The organism is Janthinobacterium sp. SUN206 (assembly GCF_030587305.1).
Taxonomy (GTDB): domain Bacteria; phylum Pseudomonadota; class Gammaproteobacteria; order Burkholderiales; family Burkholderiaceae_D; genus Janthinobacterium; species Janthinobacterium kumbetense.
Window position 1 is genome coordinate 141,471 of record NZ_JAPWIB010000001.1, and the last position, 23,761, is coordinate 165,231.

At 61.3% G+C, this 23,761-nt stretch carries 21 protein-coding genes; 17 read left to right on the plus strand and 4 right to left on the minus strand.

Annotated features, from left to right (window positions below; all coding sequences use genetic code 11):
* Genes ligA through def form a run of 3 tightly spaced genes read left to right on the plus strand, consistent with a single transcriptional unit; the run spans position 1 to position 3,818 of the window.
* Positions 1–2,367, plus strand: coding sequence for an NAD-dependent DNA ligase LigA (ligA, locus tag O3300_RS00645; RefSeq protein WP_305051654.1), 2,367 nt, complete (start codon positions 1–3; stop codon positions 2,365–2,367).
* A 24-nt stretch (positions 2,368–2,391) separates the two neighbouring features.
* Positions 2,392–3,285 (plus strand): UTP--glucose-1-phosphate uridylyltransferase GalU, encoded by an 894-nt coding sequence (galU, locus tag O3300_RS00650; RefSeq protein ID WP_077403348.1) that lies wholly within the window; start codon positions 2,392–2,394, stop codon positions 3,283–3,285.
* Entirely contained in the window at positions 3,282–3,818 is a 537-nt protein-coding gene (gene def, locus O3300_RS00655) for a peptide deformylase (RefSeq protein ID WP_076569759.1), read from the plus strand. The genes galU and def overlap by 4 nt, the downstream gene beginning before the upstream one ends.
* Positions 3,819–3,995: 177 nt before the next feature.
* Here def and O3300_RS00660 read toward each other — a convergent pair whose 3' ends face one another.
* From O3300_RS00660 to map, 4 genes are all read right to left on the minus strand, one after another.
* On the minus strand, positions 3,996–4,760 hold the full coding sequence (locus tag O3300_RS00660) for a flagellar brake protein (RefSeq protein WP_099664334.1): 765 nt from the start codon (positions 4,758–4,760) through the stop codon (positions 3,996–3,998).
* A 152-nt stretch (positions 4,761–4,912) separates the two neighbouring features.
* A complete protein-coding gene (locus tag O3300_RS00665; RefSeq protein WP_034752263.1) occupies positions 4,913–5,662 on the minus strand; it encodes a pseudouridine synthase in 750 nt (249 codons plus the stop codon).
* 40 nt (positions 5,663–5,702) lie between these two features.
* Positions 5,703–8,270: a [protein-PII] uridylyltransferase gene (locus tag O3300_RS00670; protein WP_305051655.1), complete on the minus strand. Its 2,568-nt coding sequence runs from the start codon at positions 8,268–8,270 to the stop codon at positions 5,703–5,705.
* A gap of 34 nt (positions 8,271–8,304) precedes the next feature.
* Positions 8,305–9,117 carry a type I methionyl aminopeptidase gene (map, locus tag O3300_RS00675; RefSeq protein WP_305051656.1) on the minus strand — a complete coding sequence of 271 codons (813 nt, stop codon included), beginning with the start codon at positions 9,115–9,117 and terminating at the stop codon, positions 8,305–8,307.
* Positions 9,118–9,507: 390 nt separating this feature from the next.
* Between map and rpsB the strand changes: the two genes are divergently transcribed.
* From rpsB to lpxB, 14 genes are all read left to right on the plus strand, one after another.
* The gene (gene rpsB / locus O3300_RS00680) at positions 9,508–10,260 is read left to right on the plus strand and encodes a 30S ribosomal protein S2 (RefSeq protein WP_010397614.1); all 753 of its coding nucleotides are present in this window, start codon (positions 9,508–9,510) and stop codon (positions 10,258–10,260) included.
* A gap of 158 nt (positions 10,261–10,418) precedes the next feature.
* A complete protein-coding gene (tsf, locus tag O3300_RS00685; RefSeq protein ID WP_034752260.1) occupies positions 10,419–11,330 on the plus strand; it encodes a translation elongation factor Ts in 912 nt (303 codons plus the stop codon).
* A 148-nt stretch (positions 11,331–11,478) separates the two neighbouring features.
* A complete protein-coding gene (gene pyrH, locus O3300_RS00690) occupies positions 11,479–12,195 on the plus strand; it encodes a UMP kinase (protein WP_034752258.1) in 717 nt (238 codons plus the stop codon).
* Between the two features lie 177 nt (positions 12,196–12,372).
* The gene (frr, locus tag O3300_RS00695; RefSeq protein ID WP_034784152.1) at positions 12,373–12,933 is read left to right on the plus strand and encodes a ribosome recycling factor; all 561 of its coding nucleotides are present in this window, start codon (positions 12,373–12,375) and stop codon (positions 12,931–12,933) included.
* Between the two features lie 99 nt (positions 12,934–13,032).
* On the plus strand, positions 13,033–13,800 hold the full coding sequence (uppS, locus tag O3300_RS00700) for a polyprenyl diphosphate synthase (RefSeq protein ID WP_099664331.1): 768 nt from the start codon (positions 13,033–13,035) through the stop codon (positions 13,798–13,800).
* On the plus strand, positions 13,800–14,633 hold the full coding sequence (locus tag O3300_RS00705; RefSeq protein WP_251349122.1) for a phosphatidate cytidylyltransferase: 834 nt from the start codon (positions 13,800–13,802) through the stop codon (positions 14,631–14,633). Before uppS ends, O3300_RS00705 begins: the two co-directional genes overlap by 1 nt.
* Before the next feature lie 8 nt (positions 14,634–14,641).
* The gene (gene ispC, locus O3300_RS00710) at positions 14,642–15,826 is read left to right on the plus strand and encodes a 1-deoxy-D-xylulose-5-phosphate reductoisomerase (protein ID WP_099664329.1); all 1,185 of its coding nucleotides are present in this window, start codon (positions 14,642–14,644) and stop codon (positions 15,824–15,826) included.
* Positions 15,823–17,184, plus strand: a complete 1,362-nt coding sequence (gene rseP / locus O3300_RS00715) for an RIP metalloprotease RseP (protein WP_099664328.1) — start codon at positions 15,823–15,825, stop codon at positions 17,182–17,184. The genes ispC and rseP overlap by 4 nt, the downstream gene beginning before the upstream one ends.
* Positions 17,185–17,266: 82 nt before the next feature.
* Complete coding sequence (gene bamA / locus O3300_RS00720; protein WP_099664327.1) at positions 17,267–19,603, plus strand: outer membrane protein assembly factor BamA; 2,337 nt, start codon at positions 17,267–17,269, stop codon at positions 19,601–19,603.
* Positions 19,604–19,654: 51 nt separating this feature from the next.
* Positions 19,655–20,173 (plus strand): OmpH family outer membrane protein, encoded by a 519-nt coding sequence (locus O3300_RS00725; protein ID WP_077403376.1) that lies wholly within the window; start codon positions 19,655–19,657, stop codon positions 20,171–20,173.
* A 70-nt stretch (positions 20,174–20,243) separates the two neighbouring features.
* Positions 20,244–21,299, plus strand: a complete 1,056-nt coding sequence (gene lpxD / locus O3300_RS00730) for a UDP-3-O-(3-hydroxymyristoyl)glucosamine N-acyltransferase (protein ID WP_289898329.1) — start codon at positions 20,244–20,246, stop codon at positions 21,297–21,299.
* Positions 21,296–21,790, plus strand: a complete 495-nt coding sequence (gene fabZ / locus O3300_RS00735; RefSeq protein ID WP_071077748.1) for a 3-hydroxyacyl-ACP dehydratase FabZ — start codon at positions 21,296–21,298, stop codon at positions 21,788–21,790. The genes lpxD and fabZ overlap by 4 nt, the downstream gene beginning before the upstream one ends.
* Position 21,791: 1 nt before the next feature.
* A complete protein-coding gene (gene lpxA / locus O3300_RS00740) occupies positions 21,792–22,583 on the plus strand; it encodes an acyl-ACP--UDP-N-acetylglucosamine O-acyltransferase (RefSeq protein ID WP_305051657.1) in 792 nt (263 codons plus the stop codon).
* Positions 22,567–23,751 (plus strand): lipid-A-disaccharide synthase, encoded by a 1,185-nt coding sequence (lpxB, locus tag O3300_RS00745; RefSeq protein ID WP_305051658.1) that lies wholly within the window; start codon positions 22,567–22,569, stop codon positions 23,749–23,751. The genes lpxA and lpxB overlap by 17 nt, the downstream gene beginning before the upstream one ends.
* The last annotated feature ends 10 nt before the right edge of the window (positions 23,752–23,761 follow it).

Consider the following 23,761-nt stretch of genomic DNA (forward strand, 5'->3'; position numbering starts at 1 on the left):
ATGACTGATCCGATCAACCAGGACGCCGCCCAGCGGAATGCCGCTCAGCGCGTCCTGGCACTCACGGCCGAACTCAATCGGCATCTGCACGCCTACCACGTGCTCGACAATCCCACCATCCCCGACGCCGAGTACGACAAGCTGTTCGTCGAACTGCAGGCGCTGGAAGCGGCCCATCCCGACTTGCGCACGCCCGATTCGCCCACCTTGCGCGTGGGTGCGGCGCCCTTGCCGCAATTCGAGCAAGTCACGCACACGGTGCCGATGTTGTCGTTGAACAATGGTTTCACCGATGACGATATCGTCAACTTCGACCGCCGCGTGCGCGAAGGCCTGGACCTTGACGGTGCCGAAGTCGATTACGCTGCCGAAGTGAAATTCGACGGCCTGGCGATCAACCTGCGCTATGAAAACGGCCTGTTCGTGCAGGCGGCCACGCGCGGCGATGGCGCCACGGGCGAGGACGTGACGGCGAATATCCGCACCATTGCCGGCATCCCGCTGCGCCTGCATGGCGACCGGATTCCTGCCGTGCTCGACGTGCGCGGCGAAGTCATGATGTTCAAGGCCGATTTTGCCCGCCTGAACGAACGCCAGCGCGAAGCGGGCCAGAAGGAATTTGCCAACCCGCGCAATGCGGCGGCCGGCAGCCTGCGCCAGCTCGATTCGCGCATCACGGCCCAGCGCAAGCTGCGTTTCTATGCGTACGGCATCGGCGCCCTCGATGGCGCCGCCATGCCCGTGTCGCATTCTGCCTTGCTGGACTGGTACGAAACCCTGGGCATTCCCGTATCGAAGGAGCGCCGTGTGGTGCAGGGCGCGCAAGGCTTGCTCGATTACTACGCGGACATCGGCGCGCGCCGTCCCACGTTGCCGTATGAAATCGACGGCGTCGTCTACAAGGTGAACGCGACGGAAGACCAGCAGGAGCTGGGTTTTGTGTCGCGCGCACCGCGTTTTGCGCTGGCGCACAAGTTCCCCGCCGAAGAGGCGCTGACGCAGGTGCTGGGCATCGATATCCAGGTGGGCCGCACGGGCGCCATGACGCCCGTGGCGCGCCTGGCGCCCGTCTCCGTGGGCGGCGTGACGGTCACCAACGCCACCTTGCACAATGAAGATGAGGTGCTGCGCAAGGATGTGCGCGTGGGCGATACGGTCGTCGTGCGCCGCGCCGGTGACGTGATTCCCGAAGTGCTGTCCGTGGTGCTGGAAAAGCGGCCGGAACCGGCGCCGCTGCCGTTCAAGATGCGGGAAACGTGCCCCGTGTGCGGCTCGCACGTGGTGCGCGAAGAGGGCGAGGCGATTGCCCGCTGCTCGGGCGGCCTATTCTGCTCGGCGCAGCGCAAGGAAGCGTTCCGCCATTTCGCGGGCCGGCGCATGATGGATATCGAAGGCCTGGGCGAACGTTATATCGATACCCTGGTCGAACTGGAATACGTGCATGGCCTGGCCGACTTGTACAGCCTGACCTTGGATAAATTGCTGGAAATGAAAGTGCGCGCCGACGAGCGCGACGGTTCGACGCCAGAAACAGTGCAACAAGGCAAGATTCCCACCAAGTGGGCGGAAAACCTGCTGGCCGGTATAGAAGCGAGCAAGCGCCCGCCGCTTGAGCGCTTCCTGTTCGCGCTGGGCATCCGCCACGTGGGCGAATCGACGGCCAAGACCCTGGCCGAGTGGCTCGGTAGCCTGGCGTATGTGCGGCAAGCGCCCGCAGCCTTGCTGCGCGTGCTGCCCGACATCGGCGGCACGGTCGCCGAGTCGATTGCCGATTTCTTTGCCGAAGAAAAGAACCAGCAGGCGCTGCAGGCGTTGCTGGACGCGGGCGTCGCGCCGCAAGGTGAACATGCGCCCAGCGCCAAGCTGCGCACGCAGCTCGAACAAACCACCTTGCTGGCCGCCATCGGCATCCCGAAGCTGACGGAGCCGCGCAGCAAGCAGCTGGTGGAGCGGGGCGTGACCCTGGCCAGCCTGGCCGCGCAAGGCGCCAGCTTCCATGCGGGCTTGCCTGCCGCCGTGGCCGAGTCGCTGGCGCAGTGGCTGGCCGATGAGGGCAATGTCAAGCTGCTTGGTCAACTGGACGCCCTGCGCCATGAATTACTGTCACAATTGCCTGAAATGCCAGCCGCTGGCGGCAAGCTGGACGGCAAGACTTTCGTCCTGACGGGCACCTTGCCCAACATGAGCCGCGACGAGGCGGCGGAACTGATCGAAGCGGCCGGTGGCAAGGTCAGCGGTTCTGTTTCGAAGAAGACAGGATATGTCGTGGCCGGCTCGGACGCCGGCAGCAAGCTGGCCAAGGCCCAGGAACTGGGCGTGGCCATCCTCGACGAGGCTGGTTTGCTGGCCTTGCTCGCGCAGGATTAATTCTTAAAATATTACAGAAGACCCATGAAAAAAATCAGAAAAGCAGTCTTTCCCGTCGCCGGCCTGGGCAGCCGCTTCTTGCCAGCGACCAAGGCACAACCGAAGGAAATGTTGCCCATCGTCGATAAACCATTGATCCAGTACGCGGTGGAAGAAGCCGTGGCGGCCGGTATCACGGAAATGATCTTCATCACGGGGCGCAACAAGCGCGCCATCGAAGACCATTTCGATACGGCTTACGAGCTGGAATCGGAGCTGGAAGCGGCCGGCAAGCGCCAGTTGCTCGACATGGTGCAAAACGTCATTCCCAAGCATATCAATTGCATTTACATTCGCCAGTCCGCGCCGCTGGGGCTGGGGCATGCCGTGCTGTGCGCCCGTCCCGTGATCGGCGACGAGCCGTTTGCCGTCTTGCTGGCCGACGATTTCATGGATGTGCAAGAGGGCGTGCGCCCCGTGCTGGCGCAGATGACCGATGTCTTCCAGTATGAAAATTGCTCGCTGCTGGCCGTGCAGGATGTGCCGCGCGCGGAAACCAAGCAGTACGGTATTGTGTCGGCAAAGAATTATCAGCCCGACCTGGAGCTGGTCTCGGCCATCGTGGAAAAGCCCGCGCCCGAAGAGGCGCCGTCAACCCTGGCCGTGGTGGGCCGTTATGTGCTGACCAGCCGTATCTTTAACCATCTGGAAAATATCGGCACGGGTGCCGGCGGCGAAATCCAGTTGACGGACGGCATCGCCGCCCTGATGCGCGAAGAGCGCGTGCTGGCTTACCGCTACCAGGGGCAGCGTTATGATTGCGGCTCCAAGCTTGGTTACCTGAAGGCAACGACGGCGATGGGCATGAAACATCCGGAAACGGGCGCCGCCTTCCGTAGCTATCTGCAACAACTGCAAGCGACACTGGAAACAAAATGACGGTACGTGACATCCTCAAGATGGGCGATCCGCGCCTGCTGCGCATGGCCGAGCCCGTGCGTGAATTCGATACGCCCGAACTGCACGCCTTGATTGCCGACATGTTCGACACCATGCATGCGGCCAATGGCGCGGGCCTGGCGGCGCCGCAGATCGGCGTCAACCTGCAGCTGGTGATCTACGGCTTCAAGCAGAACCTGCGCTACCCCGATGCGCCGCAAGTGCCGGAAACCGTGCTGATCAACCCTGTGCTGACGCCTTTGTCGGAACGCAAGGAAGAGGGTTTCGAGGGCTGCCTGTCCGTGCCCGGCCTGCGCGGCAGCGTGCCGCGCTGGAGCGAGCTGCACTACGAAGGCGTGGACCAGTTCGGCCAGCCCATCAGCCGCGACTGCGACGGTTTCCATGCGCGCGTGGTGCAGCATGAAGTGGACCACTTGCACGGCATTTTGTATCCGATGCGCATCGTTGATTTTACGCAATTCGGTTATACGGAAGTGATGTTTCCGGATTTAGATCCAAACGACGACGACTGATCGGCGGCTGAGAAAACGCCCATGGCGGCGTTGCATTGCCTCGCCGTACTATTCGTACTGTCTTCGGCAATGCGTCTTGCCCTGAACGTTTTTCAGGCGCCTCGTGACTTTGGCTGTTAAACAAAAAATGGCCGCGCAGCATGAGCTGGGCGGCCATTTTTCATGCGTGAAGCGAAACTAGCGCACCTTGCGGCTGCTGCCCAGATTATCGAGCAGCACTTTCAATTCATCCTCCATGGCTTCCGTCAGGTTCAGGAAGCGGCAGCCGATCTGCACCTGCTCGCCCAGCAGGAAGGAGCGGAAGGTGCGCGACAGGCGGATTTCCAGGTCGGCGATCATGACCTTGTTCGGTCCCAGCTCCAGGCGCACGCGCGACAGCTTGCGCCCCACGTACAGGCCTACCGTGTCGCGCGGATGGGCGCGCATGCCGATGCCGCCGGCCGAGAAATCATATAGCTGCAATTCATACGGACGACCCTCGAGCACGAAGGCGGCCAGGTAGTACACGCCCAGCGGCGTTTCCAGGCGTGCCGATTCGCGCCGTTCCAGCACCAGGCAATGGCTGGGGAAGTTCGTCAGATACACGTTCGGCCGCTCGGGATACGCTTCCCATTCGCCATTGATGGTAAATTGCAACTTGGCGCTTTGCACCCACGACACAAACGTGGCGCCGCCTTCGGGCAGGGTGGCGCCTTCATTCAGTTCCAGCACGAATTGCGGCAAGTCGTCGTCGACGGACAGGATGCGCGCCATGATGACGTCTTCGCCGCCCGCCGGGTAGATGGAAATGGCGTCGCCGTTGTCTGCCAGGCTGCACAGGGTTTCGCCGATATCCCACGGATCGCTCATATGGTGCGGCTTGGTGCCTGGCGCCATCGGCTCGGCCACGTCAGCCAGGCTGGGCGCGCCTTTGCGCAGGGGATTGGGGATGGGATCGTTCACGACAGCGTATCTCTTTTGTTCTGATGGGGAATAGTGTATAGGTTTAAAGCAATATTTACTAAGTAAATCACAATAATTGTTTTTATATCACTATATTCCTGTTGCTTATATGGCTTGGCATGCCACGCGGCATGCCACCTTGATGCCGTCGCTTAAAACTGTTCGTCCGCGCTCAGGTAACGCCATTGGCCCGTCGGCAGGTCGCCCAGCTTGACCTTGCCGATGCGCACGCGTTTCAAACCCAGTACTTTCAGGCCGACGGCTTCGCACATGCGGCGGATCTGGCGTTTCTTGCCTTCGCGCAAGGTAAAGCTCAGCTGGTCTTCGTTTTGCCAGCGCACCTTGGCCGGCAGCAGCGGCTTGCCGTCGAGCCACAGGCCGTGGTTGAGTTTTTTCAGTTCGCTGTCGGGCAGGGTGCCGCCCTTGGTGTAGCTCACGCGCACCAGGTATTCCTTGTCGATATCGGTATCGTGGCCGATCAGCTGCTTGGCCACGCGGCCGTCCTGCGTCAGGACGAGCAAGCCGACGGAATCGATGTCCAGGCGGCCGGCCGCCACCAGGCTGCGCAGCTGGGTGGGGTGGAATTGTTCCGGGCTGCGGTCTTCCGCCCAGCGGTTTTCCGCCTTGATCAGGGCCACGGCTGGCGTGTAGCCGTCTTCGGCCTGGCCGCTGACATAGCCGACGGGTTTGTTGATCAGCACGGTGACCCGCTTCGATTGCTCGGCCGCCGCCTGGCGTTCCACGGTGACCCGCTGGCTCGGGTAGACCTTGCTGCCCAGCTCGGACACCACCTTGCCATCCACACGGACCCAGCCGCGTGCGATCCATTCATCGGCTTCACGGCGGGAGCACAGGCCCAGTTCGGACATGCGTTTGGACAAGCGTAATAATTCTTCGGTCATGTTGTTTCAGTTTCAGTAAGGTAGGCGCTGCGCGGAAAGTCTACACTTTCAGCGCATCGAGTAAATCGGTTTCCAGCAATATCTGGTTGCGGGCATTGTTGAGCGCGGGACCGTCGACGAGGAAAACGTCTTCGACCCGCTCGCCCAGGGTCATGATCTTGGCCGTGTGCAAGTTGATGCGGTACTTGGTCAGCACGTTGGCGATCGCGTACAGCAGCCCCGTGCGGTCGTTGGCCGCCACCGACAGCAAATAGTATTGGCCCTTTTCATCGGGCCGCAAATCCACGGTCGGCTGGAAGGGGAAGGTGCGCGACAGGCGCGACAGCCGTCCCTTGCCCGGCGGCGGCAGCGGCGTTTGCGACTGCAGCAGCTCGCCCAGCTCATGCTCGATCAGGCTGATGATGTCGCGGTAGCTCTTGGCGAAATTTTGCTCCGTGACAAGGAACGTGTCGAGCGCATAGCCATTCTTGGTCGTGTGGATCTTCGCGTCGAGAATGCTGAAGTTCTTGCGGTCGAAATAGCTGCAGATGCGCGCGAACAGGTCGGGCTGGTCGGGAATGTACACGGCCACCTGCAAGCCTTCGCCGATGGGCGCCAGCCGGCATTTTACCACCGGCAACTTGCTGTCGAGCTTGTCATACAGCGAGCGCGTTTGCCAGGCGATGTCGGACGCGTCGTGGCGCAGGAAATACGCCACGTCCAGCTGCTGCCACAGTTTCAGGTGCGCGTCCGGCGGCAAGCCGTACAGGCGCAGGGTGGCCAGCGCTTCCTGCTGGCGGTTCTTCAGTTCGCGGTCGGCCGTGTGCGGCTCGCCGCCCAGCACGCGCAAGGTGATCTTGTACAGGTCTTCCAGCAGCTTGCCCTTCCATGCATTCCACACTTTCGGGCTGGTGCCGCGGATGTCGGCCACCGTCAGCAGGTACAGGCCCGTCAGGTGGCGCTCGTCCTTGACCACCTTTGCAAAGGCGGCGATGACGTCGGGATCGGACAAATCCTGCTTTTGCGCCACTTGCGACATGGTCAGGTGATTTTCCACCAAGAAAGCCACCAGTTCCGTGTCTTCTTCCGACAGGCCATGCTCCTGGCAGAACTGGGTGGCGTCGGCCACGCCCAGCTTCGAGTGGTCGCCGCCGCGGCCCTTGGCGATGTCGTGGAACAGGGCCGCCACGTACAGCAGCCACGATTGCGAGAAATCGGCCATCAGCTGGCTGCAGAACGGGTATTCGTGCGCGTGTTCGCTCATGGTGAAGCGGCGCATGTTGCGCACCACCATCAGAATGTGCTGGTCGACCGTGTACACGTGGAACAGGTCGTGCTGCATCTGGCCCACGATGCGGCGGAAATTCGGCAGGTAGCGCCCCAGGATGCTCATCTCGTTCATGCGCCGCAGCGCATGGATGATACCGACCGGCGCTTGCATGATGCGCAGGAAGAGGGCGCGGTTGACGGGGTCGTGGCGGAAGGCGGCGTCGATCTTGAAGCGCGCGTGCCACAGGGCCCGCGTGGCGCGCGAGGTCATGCCCTTCAGGGCCGGGCGTTCCGTCATCAGCACAAAGACTTCCAGCATGGCCGATGGGTATTGCTCGAACGTATCGTCGGCGCTGATATCGATCAGGCTGTTGACTTCATTGAAGCGTGCGTTGATGGGCACGGCCACATTGTCTTGCGGAAACAATCGCGCTTCGATGTTTTGCAGCAAGATCGTGTTGAGCTGGGTCACCGTCTTGGCGGCCCAGTAGTAGCGCTGCATGAGGAATTCGCTGGCGCGGCGCATGTGCGGCCCGCTGCCCGTCGCCTGCAAGCCCAGCGATTCGGCGATGGCCGTCTGCACGTCGAACACGAGGCGGTCTTCGCGCCGCCCCGCATGCAGGTGCAGGCGCACGCGGATATCCTTGAAGGCGCGCTCCTTTTCCATCAGCTGGCGCGCTTCCGTCAGGGTGATCAGGCCGCCCGTGGCCAGGGTGCGCCACGAGTTCGCCAGGCCGGCCGCCTTGGCTACCCACAGGATGACTTGCAAGTCGCGCAAGCCGCCCGGGCTTTCCTTGCAATTCGGCTCCAGGCTGAAGGCCGTGTCTTCATATTTGGCATGGCGCTGGCGCATTTCCGCCGTTTTCGCGTGGAAAAACGCCTGCGGGTCCATGGCCGCGTCATAGCGTTGCTGCAATTGCGCGAACAAGTCCGCGTTGCCGCACACGAGGCGCGCTTCGAGCAAGCTCGTTTGCACGGTGATGTCGGCCTTCGATTCGACCAGGCATTCATCGACCGTGCGGATGCTGTGGCCGATTTCCAGGCCCAGGTCCCACAGCAGCTGCACCAGTTCCTCGAGCTTTTCCTGCGTGGCCCCATCGGGCGGTTGTTGCAGCAGGATCAGCAGGTCGACGTCGGAATACGGAAACAGTTCGCCGCGGCCATAGCCGCCCACGCCCACCAGGGAAGTGCCTGGTGGCAAGCCCGCTTCCTGCCAGGCGCGCGCCAGCACGCCGTCGACGCTGTGGCGCAGGCTGCGCAGCAGTTTTTCAGGCTTGCCGTCGGCCTGGAAGGCCGCAATGACGACCTGGCGGTCGGCTTTCAGTTGCTGTTTCAGCTGTTCCCGAACTTGCTTTTTCATCTGGGCCCTGGGTGGCGGTGCGTGGGGTGGAGAATCAGGCTTTGTTCAGGATCAAGGTCGGTGGCGGCGGCATGCCGGGCGAGACGGTCAGCACTTCATAGCCCGTTTCCGTCACCAGCACCGTGTGTTCCCATTGCGCCGACAGGCTGCGGTCCTTGGTTTTGATGGTCCAGCCATCGTTCATTTCGCGGATTTCGCGGCGGCCCGAGTTGATCATCGGTTCGACGGTGAAGATCATGCCCGCTTCCAGGCGTTCCAGGGTGCCTGGTTTGCCGTAATGCAACACTTGCGGTTCTTCATGGAAGACCTTGCCGATGCCGTGGCCGCAGAATTCGCGCACCACGCTGTAGCCGGCCTTTTCCGCGTGCTGCTGGATGGCGTGGCCGATATCGCCCAGGTGGGCACCCGGCTTGATCTGGGCTATGCCCAGCCACATGCATTCATAGGTGATTTCCGACAGGCGCTTGGCCAGGATGGTGGGCGTGCCGACGAGGAACATGCGGCTGTTGTCGCCGTGGTAGCCATCCTTGATGACGGTGATGTCGAGGTTGACGGAGTCGCCGCTTTTCAAGACCTTGTCGCCGGGGATGCCGTGGCAGATGACGTCGTTGACGGAGGTGCAGATGGCTTTCGGGTAGGGCGTGTAGCCGGGCGGGCAATAGTTCAGCGGGGCAGGGATGGTGCCTTGCACGTTGACCATGTATTCGTGGCACAGGCGGTCCAGTTCGCCGGTCGTGACGCCGACCTTGACGAAGGGAGTGATGTAGTCGAGCACTTCGGCGCCGAGTTTGCCGGCAACGCGCATGCCTTCGATGTCGGCGGCGGTATTGATACGGATGGTGGACATGATGTAATTCGCAATCTGCAAGTTGTTCGGGTGAAAAGCACAGACGAATCTCAGCGTAGGAGGAAAAGTCTGCAAATATGTCGAAATTATAAACGAGGCGCCCTGTATCCGCCGCCTCCATCCTAGGGCGGGCAGGCGTTTTTTGCGGGAATGGCCATGGCGGATACGCATTGCACCAGCGTGGTGCAACGCTTGCCGTCGCTGCGCGCGCGATTTGCGCCGTGGACTTGATGAAATGGGCATTTCGGTGTAGAATCCCGGGTTGCTTGAATTCTCTTTTAAGCAATGTAGTAAAACAGTGTCTTTAATTTATATAAACACGCGAATCCGGTCGACAAGGGTGCCTGTATGGTGACTGATCGGATTCCAGACCCAACCCTGGAGTTAATAATGTCCGTAACAATGCGCGAAATGCTGGAAGCCGGTGTCCACTTTGGTCACCAAACCCGTTTTTGGAATCCAAAAATGGCACCGTTCATCTTCGGCCATCGCAACAAGATCCACATCATCAACCTGGAAAAAACCATGGCGATGTACCAGGACGCAATGAAGCACGTGCGTCAACTGGCTGCAAACCGTGGCACCATCCTGATGGTTGGCACCAAGCGTCAAGCTCGCGAAATCATCGCTGCTGAAGCACAACGCGCTGGCGTGCCTTTCGTTGATCAACGTTGGTTGGGCGGCATGCTGACCAACTTCAAAACGATCAAAACCTCGATCAAGCGTCTGAAAGACATGGAAGTGATGATCGAAGACGGTTCGATCGAGAAGCTGTCGAAAAAAGAAGCGCTGATGTTCTCCCGCGAAATGATCAAGCTGCAAAAATCGATCGGCGGCATCAAGGACATGGGCGGCATTCCTGACGCAATCTTCGTCGTCGACGTCGGCTACCACAAAGGTGCGATCACCGAAGCAGCTAAACTGGGTATCCCGGTCATCGGCGTTGTCGATACCAACCACTCCCCAGAAGGCGTGAACTTCGTGATCCCAGGTAACGATGACTCCTCGAAAGCCATCATGTTGTACGCTCGCGGTGTTGCTGATGCAATCATCGAAGGCCGTGCAGCTGCCGGTAACGAAGTTGTTGAAATGGTTAAAGCAGCCGCTGGCGACGAATTCGTCGAAGTAAACGAACAGGCTTAATGGCCAGGCTATCGCAGGATAGCCGTTTGTAAGCACAGCAGTAAGGGAAAAGGGGTGGCAGCAGCTCCCCCTTTTTTTTAACAAAAAAACGATAGTGACCGCTGGCGAGGCATGCATGCCCGGCCGCGACTATCGACTCACCGAATCAGGAGAAACACATGGCAGCGATTACAGCAGCGATGGTAGGCGAATTGCGCGGCAAAACCGACGCACCAATGATGGAATGCAAAAAAGCACTGACCGAAGCCGAAGGCGACATGGCGCGTGCGGAAGAGATCCTGCGCGTCAAGCTGGGCGGCAAGGCATCGAAAGCATCGGCACGCATCACCGCTGAAGGCGTCGTGGCAACCTACATCGCCAATGGCGTAGGCGCCCTGGTCGAAGTGAACTCGGAAACCGACTTTGTTGCGAAAAACGACGATTTCCTGGCACTGGCCAACAACGCTGCCCGTCTGGTAGCGGAACACAACCCGGCTGACGTCGCTGCTCTGCTGGCCCTGCCACTCGATGGCAAGACCCTGGAAGACGTGCGCGCTGCCCTGATCGGCAAAATCGGCGAAAACATGACCATCCGCCGCTTCCAGCGTTTCGAAACCAGCGCCAAGCTGGCTTCGTACCTGCACGGTTCGCGTATTGGCGTGATCGTCGAATTCGACGGCGCCGATGAGCAAGTCGGCAAAGACGTGGCCATGCACATCGCTGCCATGAAGCCAGTGTCGCTGTCGTCGAACGAAGTTCCTGCGGAACTGATCGAAAAAGAGCGTTCGGTTGCACAACTGAAAGCCGAAGAAGACGCAGCCAAAGCGGCCGCCGAAGGCAAGCCAGCGCAATCGCCGGAAATCCTGGCCAAGCGCCTGGAAGGTTCCGTACAGAAGTTCTTGAAAGAAGTTTCCCTGCTGAACCAAGCTTTCGTGAAAAACGACAAGCTGTCGGTTGAGCAAATGCTGAAGGCGGCTAACACCAGCGTCAAAGGTTTCGCCATGTACGTAGTGGGCGAGGGCATCGAGAAGAAGCAAGACGACTTCGCAGCAGAAGTCGCAGCACAGATGGCTGCCTCCCAGGGAGCGTAAGTAAAGCGGGCCGAGAGGCCCGTTTTTTTGGCCCGCCCGCACCTGTCGTGCCGGGCGGCGGCATGGGCAGCTTCCTCCCGCCTATCCGGCGCTGCAAGGCGCTGCGCCATGTCATACTCGAATAACCTCATTTATGGAGCCCCAGCTCATGTCAAAACCAGCCTACAAGCGCGTCCTCCTCAAGTTGTCCGGCGAAGCCCTGATGGGTGATGATCCCTACGGCATCAACCGCGCCACGATCGAGCGCATGGTGGCCGATGTGGCCGAGGTGGCAAAGTTGGGTGTGGAACTGGCAATCGTGATTGGCGGCGGCAATATCTTCCGCGGCGTCGCGCCTGGTGCGCAAGGCATGGACCGCGCCACCGCCGACTACATGGGCATGCTTGCCACGGTGATGAATGCACTGGCCCTGGCCGATGCCATGCGCCACGTGGGCATCACCGCGCGCGTCATGTCGGCCATCGGCATCGAACAAGTGGTCGAGCCGTACGTCCGCCCGAAAGCCCTGCAATACCTGGAAGAAGGTAAAGTGGTCGTCTTCGCCGCCGGTACCGGCAATCCGTTCTTCACCACCGACACGGCAGCCGCCCTGCGCGGTTCCGAGATCAGCGCCGAGATCGTCCTGAAGGCCACCAAGGTCGACGGCGTCTACACGGCCGATCCGAAGAAGGATCCGAACGCCACCCTGTTCCACACGATTACGTTCGACGACGCCATCGCCAAGCACCTGCAAGTGATGGATGCCACCGCATTCGCCCTGTGCCGCGACCAGAAACTGCCGATCAAGGTGTTTTCGATCACCAAGCCGGGCGCGCTGATGCGCGTCATCATGGGCGAAGACGAAGGCACGCTGGTCCACGTATAGAAATAAGGAGCACCGAGAAGCCGTCCATGGCTGCGTTGCAGCGCCTCGCCGTACATTTAGTACTGTCTTCGGCGCTGCGCCTTGCCCTGAACGGTTTTCGGTACTCCCGACTGCGCGGGTTTGTTTGCTGAATCCGGCAAAGTAGAATATTCATTGTTATCAAGATTGGAGAGCAGCATGTCCTTAGCTGACGTTAAAAAGAACACCCAGGAACGCATGACGAAGTCGCTGGAAACACTGCGGGCCGACCTGGCCAAAGTGCGTACCGGCCGCGCCCATACGGGTATCCTGGACCACGTGATGGTCGATTACTACGGTTCGCCGACGGCGCTGACCCAGGTCGCCAACGTGACCCTGATCGACGCGCGCACCATCGGTGTGCAGCCGTACGAAAAGAAGATGGCCAACACCATCGAAAAAGCCATCCGCGACGCCGACCTGGGCCTGAACCCGTCGGCACAGGGCGACCTGATCCGCGTTCCGACGCCGCCGCTGACGGAAGAGCGCCGCAAGGAAATGGTCAAGCTGGTCAAGAGCGAAGCGGAAGACGCGAAGATTGCCGTGCGTAACATTCGCCGCGATGCGAACGAGTCGCTGAAGAAACTGGTCAAGGAAAAAGCCTGCTCCGAGGACGATGAGCGCCGCTCGTCGGAAGAAGTGCAGAAGCTGACGGACAAGTTTATTGCCGACATCGACAAGATGGTGGTCGACAAAGAAAAAGAAGTGCTGACGGTCTAGTTTTCAGTTCTTTTGACGCTGCCCGGGAAAGCATGGCTTTTCCGGGCAGTGCTATTTGGCGCATAATAGCTATCTTTTATTTTTGGTATTCGTGTTTTCATGATCTATTCGAGTTCGACAACGGCAGTACCTGAGGTGGGCACGGTGCCGCGCCATGTGGCAATCATTATGGATGGCAATGGCCGCTGGGCAACCAAGCGCTTCCTGCCCCGCGTGGCTGGCCACGTCAAGGGCGCCGACGCCGTGCGCGGCATCGTCGAGACTTGCCTCGATCGCGGTGTCGAGTACCTGACCCTGTTTGCCTTCAGTTCGGAAAACTGGCGCCGCCCGGAAGAAGAGGTGTCGATGCTGATGCGCCTGTTCGTTACCATGCTGGAACGCGAAGTGGTCAAGATGCACGCCAATGATATCCGCCTGAAGGTCGTGGGCGACCTGTCGCGCTTCAATGAGCAGTTGCAAACCCTGATCGCCAATGCGGAACGCAAGACGGCGAACAACACGCGCCTGACGGTGTCCATCTGCGCCAATTACGGCGGCCGCTGGGATATCATGCAGGCAGTCAACAAAATGACGGCCGAGGCGGCAGCCAACGGCCAGAGCGCCGGGCACGCCTACACGGAAGAGCAACTGGCGCCGCACCTGGCCATGGCTTACGCGCCCGAGCCCGATCTGTTCATCCGCACGGGCGGCGAGCAGCGCATTTCCAATTTCCTCCTGTGGCAACTGGCGTACACTGAGTTGTTTTTCACCGAGACTTTCTGGCCCGACTTCAATGACGAGTGCCTCGACGCGGCAATCGCGTCTTACCAGCAGCGCGAACGGCGCTTTGGCCGTACCAGCGCGCAATTAACTGAAAAGACAAACTGATGCTGAAAACACGGATAATCACCGCCCTGGTCTTGTTGGCGGTCTTGCTGCCGGTTCTGTATCTGAATTACTTCCCCGCCTTCGCCGTGATCGCCACGGCGTTCTTCGGCGCCGCCATCTGGGAAAGCTTCCGCATTTTCAAAAATCGCCAGGCGCTCCTGATTGCCGCCATCTGGACTGCCGCCTTCGCTTATACGTTTTTTGTCGGCAACGGCATGGCGCAGCTCAATTTCTGGTTCGCCCTGTGCGTGGCCATCTGGCTGATCCGCTTCGTGCCTTCGCTGGCGACGGGCTTGCCGCCCACCGAAGGCCTGGGCAATACCTTGCTCAGTCTGGTGTATCCGGTGACCATCGTCGGCTGCTTCGTCGCCATCATCGCCCTGTTCCTGCATAGCCCTTTGTACCTGCTGTCCGTCATGGCCCTCGTGTGGATCGCCGATATCGGCGCCTATTTCTCGGGCAAGGCTTTCGGCAAGCGCAAGCTGGCGCCAAGTATTTCTCCTGGTAAATCCTGGGAAGGCGCCATCGGCGGCGGCATTGCCGTGCTCGTCATCGCCGCCATCACGATTTTCGCCGCGCCAGCGCTGCCGGTCTTGCAAGACACCTTCGCCGTGCAGCTGCAATTGCGCCGCGGCTGGCTGGTAGCCTTGCTGGTGCTGCTGCTGATCGTCGCCGCCAGCATCGTCGGCGACCTGTTCGAATCCCAATTGAAGCGCCGCGCCGGCATCAAGGACAGCAGCAACCTGCTGCCCGGCCATGGCGGTGTACTCGACCGTATCGATGCGTTGATCCCGGTCCTGCCATTTGCCGCCCTCGTGGCCAGCTGGCTTTAAGGAAACTCATGCAATACATCACCATCCTTGGCGCGACCGGTTCGATCGGCGTGTCCACCTTGGACGTGCTCGCGCGTCACCCGGAGCAATACAGCGTGTACGCGTTGAGCGCGCACAGCCGTGTCGCCGAACTGGCCGCCCAATGCCTGCAATTCCGTCCCCAGCGCGCCGTCGTCGGCACGGCTGACGCCGCCCTTGAGCTGACGCGTTTGCTGCGTGGGCAGGGCGTCGATACGCAAGTCGAGTATGGCGTGGAGGCCCTGTGCGCCATCGCCAGCGCTCCGCAAGTGACGGGCGTGATGGCGGCCATCGTCGGCGCGGCCGGCCTGGCGCCGACCCTGGCGGCGGCCCGTGCTGGCAAGAAAGTATTGCTGGCCAACAAGGAAGCGCTGGTCATGTCCGGCCAGCTGTTCATCGATGCCGTGCATGACAACGGCGCCGTACTGCTGCCGATCGACAGCGAACATAACGCCATCTTCCAATGCATGCCGCATGCCCATGGCCGAGCGCCGGGCGCTGCGGGCGTGGCGAAAATCGTGCTGACGGCGTCAGGCGGCCCCTTCCTCACGCGCGACGTCGAGACGCTCGACACGGTCACGCCGGACCAGGCTTGCAAGCATCCGACCTGGGCCATGGGGCGCAAGATTTCCGTCGATTCGGCCACCATGATGAACAAGGGCCTGGAAGTGATCGAGGCGCACTGGCTGTTCGGCGCGCCGGCGGAGCAGATCGAGGTGCTGATCCACCCGCAAAGCGTGATCCATTCGATGGTCTCGTACATCGACGGTTCCGTGCTGGCCCAGCTGGGCAATCCGGACATGCGCACGCCGATCGCGCATGCGCTGGCGTATCCACAGCGTATCAACTCTGGCGTGGCGCAGCTTGACCTGGCGCAAGTGGCCACCTTGCAGTTCGAACGTCCCGATTTCCGCCGCTTCCCCTGCCTGGCGCTGGCCTTCGACGCCCTGCGCGCGGGCGGCACGGCGCCGGCCTTGCTGAACGCGGCCAATGAAGTGGCCGTGCAAGCCTTCCTCGATGAACAGATCGGCTTCCGCCAGATCGACCGCGTCATCGCGCACGTGATCGAGACGGTGCCGCACGGCGCCGCTTCGAGCATCGAGGCCGTGATGGAGCAGGACCGCCTGGCCAGAGCGGCCGCGCACGCGTACATCGCCCACAGGCTGGCCGCATGACCCTGATTACCACCTTGCTGGCGTTCATCGTCGCGCTGGGCTCGCTGATCACCTTGCACGAGCTGGGCCACTACCTGGTGGCGCGCTGGTGCGGCGTAAAAGTGCTGCGTTTCTCGATCGGCATGGGAAAAGTGGTGTATTCGCGCAAGTTTGGCAAGGACCAGACGGAGTGGGCGATTTCCGCGCTGCCGCTGGGCGGCTATGTCAGCATGCTCGACAGCCGCGCGCAAGACCTCAGCGACTTGCCAGAAAGCGAATTGCGCCGCGAATTCACGCGCCAGAGCGTGTGGCGCCGCATCGCCATCGTGGCCGCCGGCCCGCTGGCCAATTTCCTCGTCGCCATCGTGCTGTACGCGGGCCTGTTCATGCATGGCATCGAAGAGCCGTCGAGCAAGCTCGGTCCCGTGGCCGAGCAGACCGCCGCCTATGCGGCCGGCTTGCGCAGCGGCGATACGGTCGAAGCGGTGAATGGCAAGGCCGTGGCCAGCTGGTCCGAGCTGCGCTGGGAACTGATCCAGGCCACCCTCGACAAGCAGCCGGCGCGCATCGAAGTGCGCCGTCCCGACCGTGGCCAGCAGGAAGCGACCTTGCCGACGGCCAGCCTGACGGAAGCGGACCTGGAAGGCGACGTGCTGGGCAAGCTGGGCCTGACCCTGGCCCGTTCCGCGCCCACCTTGATGGAAATCATGCCCGATGGCGCCGCCGCGCGCGCCGGCCTGCAGAAAAACGACCAGATCCTGGCCATCGACGAACAGCCCGTGCACGACGTGGCGGCCGTCATCGCCACCCTGAGCCAGGCGCCGGGCCGGACCTTGCAATTACAGCTCTTGCGCCAGGGCCAGGACCTGACCCTGTCCATTACGCCGGACGCCGTGCCGGGCGCCGGGGCAGAGGGAGCTGTAACAGTTGGTAAGATACAGGCAAAGCTGGGACAGGTGCCGGATATGATCACCGTGGCCTCTGGACCGTTCTCCGCCGTGGGCAAGGCGTCCGCCAAGGTCTGGGATACCAGTGTCATGAGCCTGAAAATGCTGGGCAAAATGATCACCGGCCAGGTCTCGCTGAAGAATGTGACGGGTCCCATTACCATCGCCGATTACGCGGGCCAGACGGCGCGCATCGGCCTGGTAAGCTACCTGAGCTTCATTGCCTTCATCAGTATCAGTCTGGGCGTGATGAATTTGCTACCCATTCCTGTTCTGGATGGCGGGCATTTGCTGTATTATTCGCTGGAAGTTTTGACCGGACGCCCCTTGCCGGAGCGCGTAGGCGAGATTGCCCAGCGCCTGGGGATCGGTTTGTTGCTGACCTTGATGGTGCTTGCCGTCTTTAATGACGTGTTGCGATTGCTGAATTAGGGCGGTGGTTGATGCCATTGCGTGAGTCGCACAAGCAATCTTTTGTGTATGTTGTCCATTGATTTACCATTGAATAACCCCAATGAAATTACATTCTGCTCGTTTTGCCTTGCCTTCCTTTCGTCGCAGCCTGATCGGCGCCGCCGTCATGGCCATCTGTTCCGGCCACGCGCTGGCCGTCCAGCCATTTACTGTCAAGGACATCCGGGTCGAAGGGATCCAGCGTACCGAAGCGGGCACCGTCTTTGCCTACCTGCCGGTGCGGGTCGGCGAAACGTTCTCCGACGAGAAGAGCGTTGCCGCCATCAAGGCCCTGTATGCGACGGGCATGTTCAAGGATGTGCGCCTGGAAGCCGAGGGCGACGTGCTGGTGGTGCTGGTCGAGGAACGTCCGGCCATCGCTTCCGTGGCATTTACGGGTACCAAGGAATTTGAAAAGGATGTGCTGGTCAAGGCATTGAAGGAAATCGGCGTGGGCGAAGCCAAGATTTTCGACAAGGCATCCGTTGACCGCGCGGAACAGGAACTCAAGCGCCAGTACCTGTCGCATGGCCTGTACGGCGTGAAGATCACCACCACCGTCACGCCGATCGAGCGCAACCGCGTCAACGTGGTGTTCGCCGTCGACGAGGGCGACGTGGCCCGCATCAAGCAGATCAACATCGTCGGCAACAAGGCCTTCACCGACAAGGAACTGCGCGAGCAGCTGGCCCTGAACACGGGCGGCTGGTTCAGCTGGTACACCAAGGCCGATCAATATTCGAAAACCAAGCTGACGGGCGACATCGAGTCGCTCAAGTCCTACTACCTGGACCGCGGCTATATCGAGATGCAGGTCGACTCGACGCAAGTGTCGATCACGCCCGATAAAAAAGACATTTACCTGACGATCAATATCACCGAAGGTGAAAAATACAAGATCGCCGGCACCAAGTTCGAAGGCGAGATGTTCGGTCGCGAAGAAGAGCTGAAAGCCCTGAACCTGATGCGCGAAGGCGAAATCTATTCGGGCGCGCGCCTGACGGCGACGAACAAGCGCATCCAGGACCGCCTGGCCACGTTCGGCTACGCGTTTGCCAACGTCAACGCCAATCCGGAAATCAACCGTGAAAAGCATGAAGTCGGTTTCACCTTCTTCATCGATCCGGGCAAGCGCGTCTACGTGCGCCACATGAATATCGCCGGCAATACCACCACGCGCGATGAAGTCATCCGCCGCGAATTCCGCCAGTTCGAATCGTCCTGGTATGACAGCAACAAGATCAAGCTGTCGCGCGACCGTGTCGACCGTCTGGGCTACTTCAAGGACGTGACCATCGACACGCCGGAAGCGCAGGGCACGACCGACCAGGTCGACGTCAACGTGACGGTGGTGGAAAAACCAACGGGTAACTTCCTGATCGGCGGCGCTTTCTCGCAATCGGAGAAATTCACCCTGTCGGCGTCGATTTCGCAGGCCAACTTTGCCGGTAGCGGCAACACGGTCGGCATTGAACTCAATACCAGCCATTACAGCCGCACGATTGCGTTTTCGCAAACCAATCCGTACTTCACGGACGACGGCATTTCGCGCAGCTTTGAAGTCTACCTGCGGACGACGGAACCGCCAGCGCTGAACATCGGCAGCTACAAGATCAAGCAAACCGGTGGCCGCGTCAGTTTCGGCGTGCCGTTCTCGGAAGTCGACACCGTCTTCTTCGGTATCGGCGGCGAGCGCTCGCGCATCGAGACCGACGTCACCAGCCCGATCCGCTTCAAGCAGTACGTGGTGGACAATGGCGGCCCGTCCGACGGTATCGGTTCGGCCACCACCAATTCCATCCCGCTGACGGCGGCATGGCAGCGCGACAGCCGCGACAGCGCCCTGACGCCATCGATCGGCCGCTACCAGCGCGTCAACCTGGAGGCTGACCTGATCGGCGACCAGAAGTACTTCCGTGCCATCTATGAGCACCAGTACTTCCGTCCGCTGTTCAGCAAGGTCACCCTGGCGCTGAAGGGCGAGATCGATTACGGCCACGGTATCGGCAAGCACGTGTATCCGGTCTTCAAGAACTTCTACGGCGGCGGCATCGGTTCGGTGCGCGGCTATCTGAGTTCCTCGCTGGGCGCGGTTGAACCGAGCACCAACGATGCCCTGGGTGGCGCTTCGCGCTTGATCGGTAACGCGGAACTGCAAATGCCATTCCCCGGTTCGGGCAATGACCGCAGCCTGCGCTGGTTCGGTTTCCTTGACGGCGGCCAGGTCTACCAGGAAGGCGAAAAAATGCGGATTTCGCAATTGCGCTATTCTGCTGGCTTGGGCATCAGCTGGATTTCACCGGTGGGCCCGCTCAAGCTGAGCTATGCCAAGCCGCTGAACGCCAAGCCGACGGACCGCCTGGAGCGCTTCCAGTTCCAGATGGGCACCGGTTTCTAACCGGCCATCTGAAACGGGGCGACAGCTTTTACTTTTTGACCATGGAGTATCATGAACACCGCATCCGCCACCCTGCCCAAGTCCCTTGCCATGATTGCATTGTGCTGGAGTTCGCTGTTGCCGGTGCAGGCGCAGGCTCAGGAGTCGAAGATCGCCTGGATCAGCAGCGAACGTATTTATAACGAATCGAGGCTGGCCAAGCTGGCCAGCGCCAAGCTGGCCGAAGAGTTCCGCTCGCGTGAAAAAGCCGTGCAGGAACTGGCGGCCCGCTTCAAGGTCGCCAACGAAGCCCTGGAAAAGGACATGCCGACCCTGAGCGAGGCGGAGCGCGCCAAGCGCCAGCGCGAGTTTTTCGAGCTGGACAAGGAGCTGCAGCGCCGCCAGCGCGAGTTCCGCGAAGACCTGAGCCAGCGCACGAACGAAGAGCGCAGCGCCATCGCGGAAAAAGCCAACACCATCATCCAGCAGATGGCGCATATCGAAGGATATGACATCGTGCTGCAGGAAGCCCTGTGGGCCAGCCCGCGCATCGACATCACCGACAAGGTCTTGAAGGCGCTGGACAAGTAATCGAAACGGTTTCAAGCCTGCCAGTGCATGCTCTGCGTGCACTGGCAGGCGTATTTATAAAGGTAATCAGATGGGCACTCGACTAGGAGAATTGGTCGAACGCTTCGGCGGGCAATTGGCGGGCGATCCGAACCTGGAAGTCTCAGGCATCGCACCGCTGGCCGACGCCGGCGCTTCGCACATCAGCTTTCTCAGCAATACCAAATTCCGCGCACAGGCGGCCCAGAGCGGCGCTGCGGCGCTGATCCTCACGCCGGCCGACGACGCGCTGATCGGCGACGAGTACGCGGGCGCGCGCATCGTCACACCGAATCCCTATGTGTATTTCGCGCGTGCGGCGCAGTATTTCGCCGCCTTGCACGAGATCAAGGCCCCGGTCGGCATCCACCCGGGCGCCTTTGTCGACGCCAGCGCGCAGGTTGACGCCAGCGCCTCCGTCGGCGCGCATGCGGTGATCGAAGCGGGTGCCGTGATCGGTGCCGGCTGCGTCATCGGGCCTGGCTGCGTGGTGGGGCGCGACGCCGTTATCGGCGCGGGCACGCAGCTGCTGGCCAACGTGACCTTCCATGCGCGCTGCGTGATCGGCCAGCGCGGCATCATCCATTCGGGTGCCGTGATCGGCACCGACGGATTCGGCTTCGCCAACGAAGGCGGCGTGTATATCAAGATTCCGCAGACGGGCAGGGTGGTGATCGGTGACGATGTCGATATCGGCGCCAACACCACCATCGACCGCGGCGCACTGGCCGACACCATCATCGAAGATGGCGTCAAGCTCGATAACCAGATCCAGATCGGCCACAACTGCCGCATCGGCGCGCACACGGCCATGGCCGGCTGCGTCGGCGTGGCCGGCAGCGCCATCATCGGCAAGTACTGCACCTTTGGCGGCGCCGCCATGGTGCTGGGCCACCTGACCATTGCCGACCGCGTCCACGTGGGCTCGGGCAGCATGGTCTCGCGTTCGATCGCGGAGCCGGGGCAGTACACGGGTTTTTATCCGCTGGCCAAGAACGCCGACTGGGAAAAGAGCGCCGCCATCGTGCGCAACCTGTCAAGCATGCGCGAGAAGATCCGCGCGCTTGAAAAAACAATTAAAACACTGACCACGCAAGACGAAAAATGACTACTGAAAAAAAGACCCTCGACATCCTGGCCATCAAATCGCTGCTGCCGCACCGCTATCCGCTGCTGCTGGTTGACCGCGTGCTGGACTGGGAAGCGAACAAAACCATCACCGCCATCAAGAACGTGACGGTCAACGAAGAGTTCTTCCAGGGCCATTTCCCGCACAAGCCGGTCATGCCGGGCGTGCTGATGATCGAAGCGCTGGCGCAAACGGCGGCCTTGCTGTCGTTCCTGTCGATGGGCGTGAAACCGGACGAAAATTCGGTGGTGTACTTTGTCGGCATCGACAATGCGCGCTTCAAGCGTCCTGTCGAACCGGGCGACCAGCTGAAGATGGATGTGGAAATCCTGCGCGTCTCGCGCGGCATCTGGAAATACAAGGCAGTCGGTTCCGTCGACGGCAAAGTGGCGTTGGAAGCGGAACTGATGTGCACCATCCGCAGCGCGCAGGATGCGAGCCAGTCTGCGAGCCAGCCAGCGGGGCAGTAAGATGGCGGCCATCCACTCCACGGCAGTCATCGATCCGAAGGCCGAGCTCGACAGCTCGGTCGAGGTGGGCCCGTACACCATCATCGGTCCGCACGTGCGCATCGGCGCCGGCACCAAGGTCGGCCCGCACGTGGTCATCGACGGCCACACGACGATCGGCAGCGACAACCACCTGTTCCAGTTTTCTTCCATCGGCGCGCAGCCGCAGGATAAAAAATGGGCAGGAGAGGCGACGCGCCTGGAAATCGGCGACCGCAACACCATCCGCGAATTCTGCACCTTCAACACGGGTACCGTGCAGGGCGGCAGCGTGACGCGCCTGGGCAACGACAACTGGATTTCGGCATACGTGCACCTGGCGCACGATTGCCTGGTGGGTAATAACACGATTTTTTCGAACAACGCCCAGCTGGCGGGCCACGTGGAGATCGGCGACTGGGTCATCATGAGCGGCTTCGCCAACGTGCACCAGTTTTGCAAGATCGGCGCGCACGCCTTTGTCGGCATGAGCACCAGCCTGACGCAGGACGTGCCGCCTTTTGTGTTGTTGAACGGCAATCCGGCGCAGGCGCATGGCGTCAATATCGAGGGCTTGAAACGCCGCGGCTTTACGCGCGAGCAGATCAACGGCATCCGCACCGCGTACAAACTCATCTACCGCTCGGGACTGACCCTGGAAGAATCGAAGGCAGCCCTGTTCGAAGAAGAAGCGGCGTCGTCGCCAGAGGTGGCGCAACACATTCGCGCCATGCGCGAATTCCTTGGCGTGGCCTCGCGTGGCATCGTCCGCTGACCAGGCCAGCGGCCTCGGTGTCGCCAACGTCGCCATCGTCGCCGGCGAGGTGTCGGGCGACCTGCTGGCCAGCCGGCTGCTGTCCGGCCTCGTGCCGCAGCTGCCCGGCACCCGCTTCCACGGCATCGGCGGCGAGCACATGGCCAAACAGGGCTTTATTTCCGACTGGCCGCTCGACAAGCTGACGGTACGGGGCCTGTTCGAAATCATTCCCCGCTACCGCGAGATCAAGGGCATCCAGAACGCGCTGCGCGACCAGTTGCTGGCCGAGCGTCCCGCCGTCTTCATCGGCGCCGACTATCCCGGCTTCAACCTGGGGCTGGAACAGCAGCTCAAGGAAGGCGGCATCCCCACCGTGCACTACATCGGGCCGCAGATCTGGGCCTGGCGCGGTGGCCGCATCAAGAAAATCATCAAGGCCGTCTCGCACATGCTGGTGATCTTCCCGTTCGAGGAAGAGATCTACCGCAAGGCAGGCGTGCCCGTCACCTATGTCGGCCATCCGCTGGCCGAAATGATCCCGTTGCAGCCCGACGAAGCGGCCGCGCGCCGCACCCTGGGCTTGCCGGAAGACGCGAACGTCGTGACCCTGATGCCGGGCAGCCGCATGGGCGAGCTCAAATACAATACGGTGGCGTTCGTGGCCGCCTGCAAGCTGCTGCTGGCGCGCGACCGCTCCTTGCGTTTCGTCGCGCCCATGGCCGGCGAAAAACAGCGCCAGTACTTTTTGCAGCTGATCCGCGAAGCGGGCCTGCAGGACGTCGAGATACTGCTGACGGATGGCGGCTCGCACACGGCCATCTGCGCCGCCGATGCGGTGCTGGTGGCGTCGGGCACGGCCTCGCTGGAAGTGGCGTTGTACAAGAAACCCATGGTCATCGCCTACAAGATGATGCGCGCCTCGTGGGAAATCATGCGCCACATGGGTTATCAGCCGTGGATTGGTTTGCCCAACATCCTGGCGCGCGACTACCTGGTGCCCGAGCTGCTGCAAAACGCGGCCAGCCCGGAAGCGCTGGCCGAGGCCATGTGGCAGCAGCTGAGCGACGTTCCAGGCCGCCTGCGCCTGGTGCAGCGCTTCACGGACATGCACCACAGCCTGCTGCGCGACAGCGCGCGCGAAAGCGCCAACGCCGTCATGCAAGTCATCGCCGCCAACCGCAAGTAGCTCCCGATCA

What these genes read in the sequence shown, in the direction of transcription:
- ispC (WP_099664329.1), top strand. Translation starts at nt 14,642, where the DNA reads ATGCAATACATCACCATCCTTGGCGCGACCGGTTCGATCGGCGTGTCC.
- bamA (WP_099664327.1), top strand. Translation starts at nt 17,267, where the DNA reads ATGAAATTACATTCTGCTCGTTTTGCCTTGCCTTCCTTTCGTCGCAGC.
- map (WP_305051656.1), bottom strand. Translation starts at nt 9,117, where the DNA reads ATGTCCACCATCCGTATCAATACCGCCGCCGACATCGAAGGCATGCGC.
- frr (WP_034784152.1), top strand. Translation starts at nt 12,373, where the DNA reads ATGTCCTTAGCTGACGTTAAAAAGAACACCCAGGAACGCATGACGAAG.
- galU (WP_077403348.1), top strand. Translation starts at nt 2,392, where the DNA reads ATGAAAAAAATCAGAAAAGCAGTCTTTCCCGTCGCCGGCCTGGGCAGC.
- O3300_RS00705 (WP_251349122.1), top strand. Translation starts at nt 13,800, where the DNA reads ATGCTGAAAACACGGATAATCACCGCCCTGGTCTTGTTGGCGGTCTTG.
- pyrH (WP_034752258.1), top strand. Translation starts at nt 11,479, where the DNA reads ATGTCAAAACCAGCCTACAAGCGCGTCCTCCTCAAGTTGTCCGGCGAA.
- rpsB (WP_010397614.1), top strand. Translation starts at nt 9,508, where the DNA reads ATGTCCGTAACAATGCGCGAAATGCTGGAAGCCGGTGTCCACTTTGGT.
- lpxD (WP_289898329.1), top strand. Translation starts at nt 20,244, where the DNA reads ATGGGCACTCGACTAGGAGAATTGGTCGAACGCTTCGGCGGGCAATTG.
- fabZ (WP_071077748.1), top strand. Translation starts at nt 21,296, where the DNA reads ATGACTACTGAAAAAAAGACCCTCGACATCCTGGCCATCAAATCGCTG.
- lpxA (WP_305051657.1), top strand. Translation starts at nt 21,792, where the DNA reads ATGGCGGCCATCCACTCCACGGCAGTCATCGATCCGAAGGCCGAGCTC.
- def (WP_076569759.1), top strand. Translation starts at nt 3,282, where the DNA reads ATGACGGTACGTGACATCCTCAAGATGGGCGATCCGCGCCTGCTGCGC.
- O3300_RS00670 (WP_305051655.1), bottom strand. Translation starts at nt 8,270, where the DNA reads ATGAAAAAGCAAGTTCGGGAACAGCTGAAACAGCAACTGAAAGCCGAC.
- uppS (WP_099664331.1), top strand. Translation starts at nt 13,033, where the DNA reads ATGATCTATTCGAGTTCGACAACGGCAGTACCTGAGGTGGGCACGGTG.
- rseP (WP_099664328.1), top strand. Translation starts at nt 15,823, where the DNA reads ATGACCCTGATTACCACCTTGCTGGCGTTCATCGTCGCGCTGGGCTCG.
- O3300_RS00665 (WP_034752263.1), bottom strand. Translation starts at nt 5,662, where the DNA reads ATGACCGAAGAATTATTACGCTTGTCCAAACGCATGTCCGAACTGGGC.
- ligA (WP_305051654.1), top strand. Translation starts at nt 1, where the DNA reads ATGACTGATCCGATCAACCAGGACGCCGCCCAGCGGAATGCCGCTCAG.
- tsf (WP_034752260.1), top strand. Translation starts at nt 10,419, where the DNA reads ATGGCAGCGATTACAGCAGCGATGGTAGGCGAATTGCGCGGCAAAACC.
- O3300_RS00725 (WP_077403376.1), top strand. Translation starts at nt 19,655, where the DNA reads ATGAACACCGCATCCGCCACCCTGCCCAAGTCCCTTGCCATGATTGCA.